Origin of the sequence: Paraburkholderia flava, assembly GCF_004359985.1 — a bacterium.
In the GTDB taxonomy this organism is placed as follows: Bacteria; Pseudomonadota; Gammaproteobacteria; order Burkholderiales; family Burkholderiaceae; genus Paraburkholderia; species Paraburkholderia flava.
This window is the reverse complement of record NZ_SMRO01000003.1, coordinates 175,099-188,325: the sequence shown is the minus strand read 5'-3', so window position 1 is coordinate 188,325 and position 13,227 is coordinate 175,099. Positions and strand designations below refer to the sequence as shown.

10 protein-coding genes and 1 pseudogene are annotated in these 13,227 nt (G+C 63.2%); 6 read left to right on the top strand and 5 right to left on the bottom strand.

Annotated elements, in window-relative coordinates:
- Positions 1-72: 72 nt before the first annotated feature.
- From E1748_RS32165 to E1748_RS23285, 3 genes and pseudogenes are all read left to right on the top strand, one after another.
- Positions 73-1,878 (top strand): annotated as a pseudogene (locus tag E1748_RS32165) (O-linked N-acetylglucosamine transferase, SPINDLY family protein); the annotation flags it as partial.
- Positions 1,879-1,890: 12 nt separating this feature from the next.
- On the top strand, positions 1,891-4,200 hold the full coding sequence (locus E1748_RS32160; protein WP_133650495.1) for a tetratricopeptide repeat protein: 2,310 nt from the start codon (positions 1,891-1,893) through the stop codon (positions 4,198-4,200).
- A gap of 8 nt (positions 4,201-4,208) precedes the next feature.
- A complete protein-coding gene (locus E1748_RS23285) occupies positions 4,209-6,170 on the top strand; it encodes an O-linked N-acetylglucosamine transferase, SPINDLY family protein (RefSeq protein ID WP_240766769.1) in 1,962 nt (653 codons plus the stop codon).
- 136 nt (positions 6,171-6,306) lie between these two features.
- Here the strand turns inward: E1748_RS23285 and E1748_RS23280 are convergent, their stop codons facing one another.
- The 3 genes from E1748_RS23280 to E1748_RS23270 all read right to left on the bottom strand — a co-directional run bounded on the left by E1748_RS23280 (position 6,307) and on the right by E1748_RS23270 (position 9,061).
- Positions 6,307-6,603 (bottom strand): flagellar protein FliT, encoded by a 297-nt coding sequence (locus E1748_RS23280; protein ID WP_133649645.1) that lies wholly within the window; start codon positions 6,601-6,603, stop codon positions 6,307-6,309.
- 22 nt (positions 6,604-6,625) lie between these two features.
- Entirely contained in the window at positions 6,626-8,059 is a 1,434-nt protein-coding gene (fliD, locus tag E1748_RS23275) for a flagellar filament capping protein FliD (protein ID WP_133649644.1), read from the bottom strand.
- A 183-nt stretch (positions 8,060-8,242) separates the two neighbouring features.
- Positions 8,243-9,061, bottom strand: a complete 819-nt coding sequence (locus E1748_RS23270; protein WP_133649643.1) for a flagellin domain-containing protein — start codon at positions 9,059-9,061, stop codon at positions 8,243-8,245.
- Positions 9,062-9,314: 253 nt separating this feature from the next.
- On the opposite strand from E1748_RS23270, the gene E1748_RS23265 reads away from it, so the two are divergent.
- Positions 9,315-10,256, top strand: a complete 942-nt coding sequence (locus E1748_RS23265) for an aldo/keto reductase (RefSeq protein ID WP_133649642.1) — start codon at positions 9,315-9,317, stop codon at positions 10,254-10,256.
- A gap of 302 nt (positions 10,257-10,558) precedes the next feature.
- Positions 10,559-10,771 carry a 30S ribosomal protein S21 gene (gene rpsU / locus E1748_RS23260; RefSeq protein WP_006050883.1) on the top strand — a complete coding sequence of 71 codons (213 nt, stop codon included), beginning with the start codon at positions 10,559-10,561 and terminating at the stop codon, positions 10,769-10,771.
- Between the two features lie 97 nt (positions 10,772-10,868).
- Here the strand turns inward: rpsU and E1748_RS23255 are convergent, their stop codons facing one another.
- Together E1748_RS23255 and E1748_RS23250 are read right to left on the bottom strand one after the other, a co-directional pair.
- The gene (locus tag E1748_RS23255; RefSeq protein ID WP_133649641.1) at positions 10,869-11,294 is read right to left on the bottom strand and encodes a hypothetical protein; all 426 of its coding nucleotides are present in this window, start codon (positions 11,292-11,294) and stop codon (positions 10,869-10,871) included.
- 269 nt (positions 11,295-11,563) lie between these two features.
- Complete coding sequence (locus E1748_RS23250) at positions 11,564-12,160, bottom strand: DNA-3-methyladenine glycosylase I (RefSeq protein ID WP_240766768.1); 597 nt, start codon at positions 12,158-12,160, stop codon at positions 11,564-11,566.
- Positions 12,161-12,312: 152 nt separating this feature from the next.
- Between E1748_RS23250 and E1748_RS23245 the strand changes: the two genes are divergently transcribed.
- Complete coding sequence (locus E1748_RS23245) at positions 12,313-13,197, top strand: glucosamine kinase nucleotide-binding domain-containing protein (protein WP_133649640.1); 885 nt, start codon at positions 12,313-12,315, stop codon at positions 13,195-13,197.
- Positions 13,198-13,227 lie beyond the last annotated feature (30 nt).

The following is a 13,227-nucleotide window of genomic DNA, read 5'->3' as shown; positions in this document are numbered from 1 at the left end:
TTCAATCAACGAAAGGGTTCGCGTCATGGCTACCGTCCGTCCTCCGGTTCACGCTTCGCGGAAGCACGGCAAATGAGCACGATCCCTTCAACCGATCCAGGTGTATCCGCGCCGCCCGAGTCGATCGAAACCGGTCTCGCGCATCAGCACGCCGGTCGCTTCGCCGAGGCCGCCGCGATCTATCGCGAGATTCTGCGCGCGCAGCCGAACCACGCGGATGCACTGCATCTGCTGGGACTCGTCGCGTATCACGAAGGGCGGCTCGAGGAAGCGGTCGAATGGATCATGCGCGCGATCGGCGTCAGCCCGAACGCGATGTTCTACGGCAACCTCGGCAATGCGCTCGGCGGCCTGGACCGGCATGCGGCGGCGGCCGAATGCTACCGGCAGGCACTCGCCTTAAAGCCCGACTACGTCCACGCGCACAACAACCTCGGCAACACGCTGCGCGCCCAAGGCCAGTACGACGCAGCCGTGCAGAGCTTTCGTCGCGTGATCGAACTGCAGCCGGACTACGCGCAGGCGTACAACAATCTCGCGAATGCGCTCGTCGATCTCGGCGATCTGGACGGCGCAATCGCGTACTACCGCAAGACGATCGAACTGCAGCCCGACTTCGCGGAACCGCACAGCAACCTGCTGTTCATTCTGAGCTATCGCGAGGCCACATCGTCAGCGGAGTATCTCGACGAAGCGCTGCGTTTCGGCGATCGCGTAGCCGCATTGGCGCAACCGTTCACCGACTGGCCGGCGTTTACCGAAACAACCGAGGCAAACGCCAACACGCGACCACTACGCGTCGGTTTCGTGTCCGGTGATCTGAAGACGCATCCGGTCGGCCACTTCCTCGAAAGCATCCTCGCGCATCTCGACCCGCGTCGCATCGCGGCCATCGCGTATCCGACGCGTCGCGACGAAGACGAACTGACCGTGCGCATCAAGCCGTGCTTCGCTGCATGGACGTCGCTCGCTGGTCTCACCGACGAAGCGGCGGCGCGTCGCATCCGCGACGATCGCATCGACGTGCTCGTCGATCTGTCGGGCCACACCGTGCACAACCGGCTGCCGGTTTTTGCGTGGCGGCCCGCGCCGGTGCAGGTCAGCTGGCTCGGCTACTTCGCGAGTACCGGGCTGCGCGCGATCGACTACGTGCTCGCCGACCGCCACGTCGTACCCGACAGCGAGGAAACGCAATTCGTCGAGCGCATCTGGCGGCTACCAGATAGCTATCTATGTTTCACGCCGCCCGTCCAGCAAGCCGACATCGGTCCGCTGCCGATGCAAACGAACGGCACGGTCACGTTCGGCTGCTTCAACCATCTGATGAAGATGAACGACACGGTCGTCGATGCATGGGCGCGCATTCTGCACGCGGTGCCCGGTTCGAGGCTGTTCCTGAAAGCGAAGCAACTCGACAATGCGCTCGCACGCGAAACCACGCTGCAACGCTTCGCGACGCTCGGCATCGATAACTCGCGATTAACACTCGAAGGACGTTCGCCACGTGGCGAATATCTCGACTCGTATAACCGCGTCGACATCGCGTTGAGTCCGTTTCCGTATCCCGGCGGCACGGTGAGTGTCGAAGGGTTGTGGATGGGCGTGCCCGTGTTGTGCCGACGCGGCGATCGCTTCCTGTCGCATCTGTGCGAGAGCTTGCTGCAGTCGGCGGGTCTCGAAGACTGGATCGCCACCGATACCGACGACTACATCGCGAAGGCAATCGCGTTCGCCGCAAACCCGTCGCGACTCATGACGTTGCGCAAAAACCTGCGCACGCAGATCGCCGCGTCGCCGCTGTGCGACGCACCACGCTTCGCGAAGCATCTCGAAGCAGCGTTCACAGAGATGTACCGCGCACGCGTCGCGTCCGCTGCGCAGAAACCTGCCATGCCACTGAAACCTGCCCGCGTGCCGAACGCGCAAACCATCCGCCGCATGCTCGACGATGCACTCAAACATCATCAAGCAGGAAGACTCGCCGAAGCCCACGCGCTCTATCAACAGATCCTCGCGGTACTCCCGAAGCACGCCGACGCGCTGCACTTCTCCGGCCTGCTCGCCTGCCAGATCGGCGAATACAGTGCGGGGATCGCGCTGATTCGCGAATCGATCGCAGCGAGCCCGTCGCCGAGCGCGATCTACGCGAACAACCTCGGCAACATGCTGCGCGAAAACGGCGCATTGCCCGACGCGATCGACAGCTACCGACGCGCAGTCGCACTAAAACGCGACTACGCGGAAGCGCACAACAACCTCGGCAACGCGTTGCGCGAAGCCGGCGATGCAGCCGCCGCGATGGAGAGCTGCGCGACCGCAATCTCGTTGCGGCCCGGCTACGCAGAGGCATACAACAACCTCGGCAACGCGTTAAAGGATCTGGAGCAACTCGAAGCCGCCGCGCTGAGCTACGGCAAGGCAATCGAAGCGCGGCCCGATTACGCGGAAGCACACAACAATCTCGGCAACGTGCTGCGCAAGCAAGGGCATCTCGATGCAGCGATCGAATGCTATCGCGCGAGCATCGCAGCTGCGCCGACGCTTGCCGTGGCGCACAACAGTCTCGGCAGCGCGTTGAGCGAGCGCGGCGAATATCGCGCGGCGATCGACTGCTTCGCGACGGTCGCCGCGTTGCAGCCCGAGCGCGTCGACGCGCACAACACGCTCGGCAATGCGTTGAACGGGCAGGGCCGTCTCGACGAAGCGGTGGCCGCCTACGAATGCGCGATCGCTGCCGACCCGCAATTCCCCGACGCGTATCACAACCTCGCGAACGCGCTACGTCGCATGGGCCGCGCGCAACAGGCGCTCGCTTTGAGTCGCAAGGCGATCGCGTTGAAGGACGACGTGCCGTCGTTCCACAACAACCTCGGCACGATCCTCGCCGATCTGAACGAATTCGACGCGGCGGTCGAGAGCTATCGAAAAGCGCTCGCACTCGATCCGGATTACGCGGAGTCGCACACGTGCGTGCTGTTCGGGCAGTCGTACGCATCGGGCTGGTCGGCGGAGCAGCACTTGCGCGACGCGCGCTATTTCGGCGAGCGCATGACCGCGCTCGCGCGGCCTCATGTGCATCGGCGCGACGCGAACGATCTTGCCAGCGCGGTGCGTCCGCTGCGGATCGGTTTCGTATCGGCGGATCTGCGCAAGCATCCGGTCGGCTATTTTCTCGAGAGCGTGCTCGCGCATCTGGACCGCTCGCGCATCGTGCCCGTCGCGTATTCGAATGCGTTCCTGCACGACGAACTGACCGCGCGATTGCAGCCGCGCTTTGCGGGCTGGCGCAATATCGTCGATGTCGACGACGAGACGGTTGCGAAGCAGATCCGCGACGACCGCATCGATATCCTCGTCGACCTCTCGGGCCACACGGGACGCAACCGTCTGCCGGTGTTCGCATGGAAGCCGGCGCCGGTGCAGGTCAGCTGGCTCGGCTACTTCGCGACGACGGGCATCGCCGAAATGGATTACGTGCTTGCTGATCGGCACGTGCTGCCGCCAGGCGAAGAAAACCAGTACGTCGAACAGCTGTGGCGTTTGCCGGATAGCTATCTATGTTTCACGCTGCCCGAACGCGAAGTGGAGATCGGGCCGCTGCCCGCGTTCGCGCATGGCGGCATCACGTTCGGCAATCTGAACAACCAGAAGAAGCTCAACGACCGCGTGATCGCCGTGTGGTCGCGCATCCTGCATGCGCTGCCGGGTTCGCGTCTGCTGTTGAAGAACCATCAACTGAACGAGCCGTGGACGCGTCAGAGCACGCTCGAGCGTTTCGCCGCACATGGCATCGCGACCGAGCGCTTGCTGCTCGAAGGACCGTCCCCTCGCGACGAATACTTCGCGACGTTCAACCGCGTCGATCTCGCGCTGGACCCGTTCCCGTACCCCGGCGGCACGACGAGCGTCGAAGGTCTGTGGATGGGCGTGCCCGTGCTCGGTCGACGTGGCGACCGTTTCCTGTCGCACCTCGGCGAAACGGTGTTGCAGACGGCGGGCCTGTCCGACTGGATCGCCGACAGCGACGACGACTACGTCGCGAAGGCAATCGCGTTCGCCAGCGATCTGCCGAAGCTCGCCGCATTGCGCGCAGGACTGCGCGCGCAGTTGCTCGCGTCGCCGCTGTGCGATGCGCGGCGCTACGCGCGCAATCTCGAAGACGTGTTCGCGCAGATGTGGGCGCGCTGGCTCGACGCATGAGCGCGGATATGACGGCTACTGTTGCACAGACGATCGAGGCGGGTGCCGTGCATCATCGCGCGGGGCGGCTTGCGGAGGCGGAAGCTGCGTACCGGCAAGTGCTGGCATCGAATCCGCGACACGCGGATGCGCTGCATCTGCTGGGGGTAATCGCGATGCAGACGCAGCGCTACGCGCAGTCGCTGGAGCTGATTGCACAGGCGATCGAGATTGCGCCGAACGCGACGTACTACGACAACCTCGGTTGCATGTTTCGTCAGTGGGGCAAGCTTGCGGCTGCGGCGGAGTGTCATCGTCAGGCGATTGCATTGCAGCCCGCGTACCACCGCGCACACGACAACCTCGGCCAGACGCTGCTCGCGCAGCGGCAGACCGTCGAAGCGGTGCAGTGTTTTCGCGCGGCGCTCGCAATCAACCAAGCGTTTGCCGACACGCACAGCAATCTCGCGAACGCGCTGTGTGAATTGCGCGACTACGACGGCGCGGTGCATCACGCGCAGGCGGCGCTCGCACTCGATCCGTCGCACGCGGAAGCGCACAACAATCTGGGCAATGCGTTCAAGTATCTGCAGCGACTCGACGCAGCCGCGCAGCACTACGAGCGTGCGCTTGAACTCAAGCCGCAGGTCGCGGAGATTTACGCGAACCTTGGCAAGGTGCTGCTCGATCAGGGGCGCTTCGGCGAAGCGATCGAGCGGTTCACGCATGCGCTCACGCTGCGGCCTGGGTGGGCAGAGGCGTATAGCGGTCTGCTGTTCTGCATGAGCGCGTTGCCGGGCGCGTCGCCTGCGGACTATCTCGCTCATGCACGTGCGTTTGGTCGCGACATGGCGGCGCGCGCACAGCGCTATACGTCGTGGCTAACGTCGCATGCCGGCACAGAGAACGTGCTGCGCATCGGCCTCGTCTCCGGCGATCTTCGTTCGCATCCGGTCGGCTATTTCGTCGAGAGCGTGATCGCGCATCTCGATCCGGCGCGCTTCGAACTGATCGCCTACGCAACACGTCCGGACGAAGACGCGCTGACCGCCCGCGTCAAACCGCGCTTCGCGGCGTGGCGCGACGTGAGCACGCTCGATGACGTGTCCGCCGCGCGCACGATCCACAGCGACGGTATTCACATACTCATTGATCTGGCCGGGCACACGAACTACAACCGGTTACCGGTCTTCGCGTGGAAACCGGCGCCGGTACAGATCAGCTGGCTTGGCTATTTCGCATCGACGGGGCTCGCGGAAATCGACTATGTGCTCGGCGATCGCCACGTGCTGCCCGACGACGAAGCAGAACATTTCGTCGAGCGTCCATGGCGTTTGCCCGATAACTATCTCTGTTTCACACCGCCTGACGATGATGTGCCGGTCGCTGCGTTGCCCGCATCGTCGAATGGGTACGTCACCTTCGGCTGCTTCAGCGATCTAATGAAGGTGAATGACGAAGTGGTCGCGGTGTGGTCGCGCGTGCTGCGTGCGTTGCCGACGGCGCGTCTGCTGCTGAAGGCGAGGCAATTGGGCGATCCCGTCGTTCAAGCAGCAACGCGTGCGCGTTTTGCCGCGCACGGAATCGAAGGCGAGCGTGTGATGCTCGAAGGACCGTCGTCGCGTGCCGAGTATCTCGCCGCACATGGGCGGATCGACATCGGCTTGAGTCCGTTCCCATACCCCGGCGGCACCACGACGGCAGAAAGCGCATGGATGGGTGTGCCGGTGCTGTGCCGACACGGCGATCGCTTCCTGTCGCATCTCGGCGAGAGCGTATTGCATGCGGCGGGTCTCGCGGACTGGATCGCCGAGGACAACGACGACTATGTCGCGCAAGCGGTGGCCCGTGCGAGCGACTTGCCGAAGCTCGCCGCATTGCGTGCTGGCTTGCGCGCGAAACTGCTGCAATCGCCGCTGTGCGATGCACCGCGTTTCGTCGGGCAGCTTGAAGCGGCGTTTATCGATATGTGGCGCAGCCGGACCGCATAGCGCTTAACGAAAGCACAAGCCGCAAGCCACGAAAAAACCGCGAAAAAAAAGCCGCATCACTGCGGCTTCGGGTACGACGGCAATTTCCCGCATTACGAATGCGGTGTCGGTCGTTATCCGTGACGACGCGAGCGGCTCAGAGCCGCCCGGTCGTGTGATAGAAACTCACTGCTTCGACGCGACGCATCGATGCGTGCAGATCGTCCGCCAGCACATCGCGGCCCTGCTGCGCGACGCGCGTGATGTCCGCGTCGAGTGCCTGGATTGCGCGGATTGTCGCGAGCGCGTCGGGCGTCTGCTCTGCACCGAGCGACATCAGCAGCGGCGAGCGTTCGTCGGCGAGTTCGGCGGCACGCACCCAGTCGCCGGCGATCGCCGCGGCGTTCATCGCCTGAGTCAGTTCGTGGGCACGCGACAGCGGTTCGTGTGACATCGTGCGTTTCTCCGTAAGCGGCTTACGACGACTTGTTCAGCGTACCCGCGGCGCCATTGCCGCCGAACAGCTGATCCAGATACTGCGTGTTGTTCTGCGTGGTCGTCAACAGGTTGTTTAGCGCGCTGAATTGCGCGTTGTACTGCGCCGTCAGCGTGCTCGAGTACGTCTGCAACGTCGACGCCTGATCGGCGAGACTCGACAGGTCGGAATTGATCGCCGCAGTGCGCTGGTCGATCGTGCCGCTCGTCTGCACGTAGACGTTCGAGAAGTTGTTGAGCAGCGTGCCCATGCCGTTCGTCTGGTTGAACAGTGCGGACACGCTGCCGGGGTTCGTCGTCAACGCATTTTGCAGCGCGGTCGTGTCGGTGACGATCGTGCCGTCGTCCTGCAGATTCAGACCGATCGACGCAAGGCTGAACGTGCTGCCGCCGCTCGAAATGCCGCCGCTGACGATCGACGCGAGACCGTTCGTGATCGAGTTCAGCATCGAGTCGCCGAGCAGCGGACCCGCCTGCGATCCCGCTGCGGCCGTCGAATCGTACGAGGACAGCGACTTCGCGGTCGTCACGTAGTTGTTGTACGCGGTGACGAAGTTGGTGATCGCGGTGGTCTGCGCGGTGGTGTCGGTCGCGACGGTCAAGGTTTGCGACGTGCCGGCGGCCGCGGGCGTCAGATTGATCGTGATGCCGTTCAGTACGCCGGTGATCGTGTTCGTCGAGCTGGTGACCGGCGAGCCGTCGACAGTCAGGCTCGCGTCCTGCGCCTTCTGCAGCTCTGTCATGTTCGACGTGTTGAGCGCGCTGTTCAGGCCTGAACTCGCAGTCATCGAAACGGTGTTGGCCGCGCCGGTGGAGTTCGACGTGAGCACCAGATGCTGGCCGTCGGAGCCGTTCACGACGGTCGCCGTGATGCCCGGGTTGTTCGACGATGCGTTGATCGCGGCGGCAATGCCGGTGATCGAATTGTTCGTGGAGTCGACGTTGACGCTCATCGTGCCGCTCGATCCGAGCGACAGCGTCAGCGTGCCGGTGCCGACGGTCGTCGAACTCGTGAAGCCGGTCGACGAGTACTTGTCCGCGCTCGCAACGGTGTTGACATCGATTGTAGAGGTGCCTGGCGTCGCGCCGGTCTTCGCGGCGGCCGCAGTGATCGCGGTACCGGTCACGGTGGCCGACACCGCCGACAGCGCAGTGCCATCCGACAGTCCGCTGACTGCCGTTTCCAGCGCCGACAACACGGACTTCAACTGTCCGACCGCGGTCAGCTCGGTGTTGTCGACCCCTTGCTTGTTCGTGATGGCCGCGTTCTGTGCCGCGGTTTTCGCGGTGACGAGCGTCGACACGAGCTGATTGACGTCGAGCGTCGACTTGGTCGCGCCGCTGATGATGGATTGCGCGGCCTGAGCAAGCGCAGTGCTCAGGTCGGTCGAGCTTGTCGGGGTCGTGGTGGCCATGCGAGGCGCTCCATTCGTGGCTTAAGGCATCGGGCGCCTGTCCGATGACAAACGCGTGCTGGGAGGCGAGCCTCCCAGCGATGTTGCCGGTACTTCCGAAACCTGGGGTACTGCTGCCGAAGCGCCGGTGGGCACTTCGGCGGCACGGCATCATACTGCGATGCCGTGTGCTTTTGCTATCGCTTACTGCAGGAGCTTCAGGACCTGTTGCGGCAGCGAGTTCGCCTGGGCCAGCACCGAGATGCCTGCCTGTTGCAGCACTTGCGCCTTGCTCAGGTTCGCCGTTTCCGATGCGAAGTCGGCGTCCATGATCTGCGATTGCGCGGCGCTGATGTTCGTCGATTCGGTTTGCGTGTTGGTGATCGCAGCCGAGAACGTGTTTTGCGTTGCGCCGAGCGTTGCCTGGAAGCTGTTCACTTGCGACAGCGCTGCGTCGATCGCGGTGATCGCGGCTTGTGCGCCTGCGGTCGTCGAGATGTCGAGTGCCGACACGCCGAGGCCCGAAGCATTCCACGTCGTCGAGCCGAAGCTGGCCGTGATGGTCTGGTTGGCGTTCGCGCCGACCTGGAACTGCACGCTGCCGAGACCGCCGAGCACGTTCTGACCGTTGAAGGTCGTTTGCGTTTCGACGCGGTTAATTTCCGTCAGACGCGTGGAGACTTCCGTTTGCAGGTTCGCTTGAGCTGCCGTGCCGAGCGAGCCGTCACCGGATTCGACAGCCAGCTGACGAATACGCTGCAGGTTGTCGACCGTCGACGAGATCGCGCCAGCGGCGGTCTGCACCATCGAGATACCGTTGTTCGCGTTCAGCACGCCCTGGTTCAGGGCGTTGATCGAGGCGGTCTGGGTCGTCGCGATAGCGAGACCTGCCGCATCGTCAGCTGCGCTGTTGACGCGTTTGCCCGACGACAGGCGGTTGATAGCTTGCGACAGCGCGTTTTGCGAGCCGGACAGATTCTTTTGCGTCGTCAGCGAAAGAATGTTGGTGTTGATATTCAGCATTTTTTTCCTCGTTTGGAAAACGCCTCGGATTTAGGCTGGTTCAGTTTCGGCGTAGCGCTTTTGACGAGTGGCGCTGCCCGCCTTTCCTGGTTGTCGGCGGTCCTGGAACAAAACTTTAGGGAAGCGTTCTGAATGAGTTCGAGAAACGAGCGCATCGATCGAAGCCCGCCGGGCTGGCGAGCGGCTTGCTGTAGGGGTTCGGGAGTCGGCGCACGGCTGGATTCCCGTATTCCTCTCTTCTGATGGAGACGTCATGCAAAAACGAATAATCGGTAACTCATCGATTGAAGTCGCACCGCTGATGTTCGGCGGAAACGTATTCGGCTGGACTGCCGACGAAGCGACTTCGTTCTCGATTCTCGACGCGTTCGTCGATGCGGGGCTCGACTTCATCGATACCGCCGACGTGTACTCCGCATGGGTGCCGGGCAACCGTGGCGGGGAGTCCGAAACGATTATCGGCAAGTGGTTCAAGAGAAGCGGCAAGCGCGAACAGATCGTGCTCGCGACCAAGGTCGGCAAGCATCCGGAGCGCCCGGGGTTGTCGGCGGCGAACATCCAGGCCGCGGTCGAAGACTCGCTGCGTCGCCTGCAAACGGATTACATCGACATTTATTTTTCGCACGCCGATACAACCGATACTCCGCTCGCCGAAACGCTCGGCGCGTATCAGCGATTGATCGAGGCCGGCAAGGTGCGGCTGATCGGGGCGTCGAATTACAGCGGCGCGCGCGTGCGCGAGGCGCTCGAGGTCGCGAGGCAGGATGGGCTGCCGCGCTATCAGCTGCTGCAGCCGGAGTACAACCTTTACGACCGTGCCGCGTACGAGCGCGATCTCGAGCCGGTCGCCGAGGCGGAACATCTGGGCGTCGTGCCCTACTACAGCCTTGCGAGCGGCTTTCTGTCTGGCAAGTACCGGTCGCGCAGCGATCTCGCGAAAAGTGCGCGCGGCAGCCGGGTCGAGCGTTATCTGGACGAGCGCGGGCTGCGCATCCTGGCTGCGCTCGACCAGGTGTCGGCCACGCACGACACCTCGCCTGCGACGGTCGCGCTTGCATGGCTGATCGCGCGGTCGAGCATCACCGCGCCGCTGGCCAGCGCGACGTCGCTGGATCAGCTGAAAAGTCTCGCGGATGCCGTCCATCTGGCCCTCCCGGACGCCGATATTCAGGCGCTGAACGACGCAAGTGCCTGAGTTGACGGACAAAAAGAGGGTGGTGAGTGGAAGGGTTTCCTGATATGATCGGGAGTGAATTGAGATTTTTGCCTGTTTTGGCACCGTTCCCGGTGGCAAAGCGGCAACCAGACGCGGGGCTGCAACATGCGTCTGCCCGTGTTAAGCGGTGAACTCCCCACCTCTCTTTTCCGGCCTCCGCGGCCGCTTTACCTCTCGTTTCATCCGTGGTTCATCCATGTTGAAGCGCCCGGAGGGCCGGCGCGTGAGCGGTTTTACCGCCACGCAGTTAACCGTATCAAGCGATTTGAGTTAGGAATTACATGACGACGATTCTTCTGAAAGAAAACGAGCCGTTCGAAGTGGCGATCCGCCGCTTTCGTCGTGCTATCGAAAAAAATGGCCTGATCGCCGAGCTGCGTGAACGCCAATCGTACGAAAAGCCGACGACTGCGCGTAAGCGCAAGAAGGCTGCAGCTGTGAAGCGCCTGCACAAGCGCCTGCGCAGCCAGATGCTGCCGAAGAAGCTCCACTAAGAGCGGCTTCAAGCACTGAAATAAAGGCGGGGKGGCTTCGAAAGAAGCCACCCCGCCTTTTTTGTTTGGTGAGCCGATCGGGCCGAGGATGTCCGCGTTACGCCGCCTTCTTCACGCGTTCGGCGCAGAGCTCGAACTGACGCGCAATCGAAGCGAGACGTTCGTGCCATTCCCAGGTGCCGAACACGTCGTGCACGTTCTGCAGGCAACTGAGTAGTTCCACGGTAGCGGGATCAAAGACGTTGATGCGCGAGCGGAGCAGCGCTTTCTTCAGCGCGAGGACGCCGACGTCCATGTAAGCAGGAATATCGGTCGGTGACTTGCCGATCAGGCGAACCGGAATGCCTTCCATCGCCGTCATGTAGTCGCGCGGCTTGATGAAGTTGCCGACCGGACATCCTCCGCAATAGCCCCGGTATGCACCGCCACCGCGCGGAAGAAGCGCTGCGCGGCCCTGATCGAAAAGATGGTCGGCGGCCCGGTCGAATATCTCCTGATGGCTCAGGAAGTCTGGATTTTTCATGATGGTTCTCCCCTGTGCGGGGTGTGCAGCTGTCGTTCGTTATGCGAGCGCAGGTCGCACGGATCTGTCGCTCGTTACTGTTATAACGGCTTGGAGCGGTAAAAATGGAATTGGGTGTGCGTCTGCGCGCAATTCTGACCTGATCGACGCAGCAAACGACGCTTCGCTTCGGGTCGCGAAGCCTTTGTCAGCAAGGCCGGCGCGGCTTTTGATCGCCGCGCTCGGTGTTTTCCCCGTGCTGTTGCAAAAATGCCGAAGCCGCGATGGCGTTAACCGGCTTTCCGCTTACGTCCTTTCTTGCCGAGCGCCGCGCAGCGTGCGTGGAAGGCGCAGTCCGTCTGATGGTCGTTGACCATGCCGACCGCCTGCATGAACGCGTAACAGATCGTCGTGCCGACGAACTTGCAGCCGTAGCGCTTGAGCGCCTTGCTGAGCGCGTCGGAGACCTCCGTCGATGCCGGCGCGTGCTGATACGACTGCCATTCGTTCTGGATCGGCGTGTCGTCGACGAACGACCAGATGAACTTCGCGAGCGATCCGTGTTCCGCCTGGATCTGCTGGACCGCAAGCGCATTGGCCACCGCCGACGCAATCTTTGCCCGATTGCGGACGATGCTCGCGTCCAGCATCAATGCATCGAGCTGCTTCTGCGTGAAGCGGGCGACCTTGTCGATTTCGAAGTTAGCGAATGCGCGCCGATAACCGTCGCGCTTGTTGAGAATCGTCGACCACGATAGCCCAGCCTGCGCGCCTTCGAGTACCAGCATCTCGAACAGATGCTGATCGTCCCGCGAAGGCACGCCCCATTCGGTGTCGTGGTAATGCGCGAGTGCTTCGCTCGTCGCCCAGTTGCATCGCTGTGTCACTGTCCCGCTCCATGTGATGGCATCGACGATCTGTCGACGATACCGGCCAAGCATAGCGGAACGGCGCCGCATCGCCACCTGGCCTTTTGGTCGATTGCACGATTGCGGCGGACCTGCCACGCTATGCGACATTCTTAACCTTGCCTGATCGTATGACTTCAGACTCTTTCCTGCTCGGCATAGACGGTGGCGGCACCGGCACACGCGTGATACTCGGCGACCACACGGGGCGCGTCCTCGCTCAGGCCGCAAGCGGTCCTTCGGGTCTTCTGCTCGGCGTCGAGCGTGCATGGGAATCGATCGGCGCGGGCTGCGCGGCTGCCTTCGCCGAAGCGGGCATCGCGCTCGACTGGTCCCGATGCGTGCTCGGCTGCGGGCTCGCGGGCGCCAACAATCGCGACTGGCTCGCGGCATTCCGCGCGCTTGCGCCGTCGGTCGCAGGTCTTGCTGTCGAAAGCGATGTGTACACGACGCTGCTCGGCGCACATGGCGGTGAAGCGGGCGTGGTCGTCGCGCTCGGTACCGGCAGCATCGCCGCGGTGCTCGACGTCAAGGGGGAGTGCCGGATCGTCGGCGGCTATGGTTTTCCGTCAGGCGACGAAGCGGGCGGCTCATGGCTCGGCATACGCGCGATCGGCCATGCGCAACGGGCGCTCGACGGCCGCAGCCCGCGCGACGCCTTTGCAGACGCGCTACTCGCGCACGCGGGTGCGACGGATCACGACAGCCTGGTCGTCTGGCTATGTGAGGCCAATCAAACCGCGTTCGCGCGTCTCGCGCCGATCGTGCTGGCCCATCGCGAGCATCCGTTCGCGGCGCAGTTGCTCGAGACTGCAGGCGTGGAGATCGGCAGGATGATCGCCGCACTCGATCCGACCAATACGCTGCCCATTGCACTCTGCGGCGGCCTGGGCGAACCGCAGCGCGACTACGTGCCGGCGGTTTTCGCGTCGCGGCTGCGTGCGCCGCTTGCCGATTCCGCGCGCGGCGCGTTGCGTCTCGCGCAGCATGAGGCTGCGCGCATCGGCGTGAAATAACGGAATCGCCGCGCGGGAGCAGCGATAAAA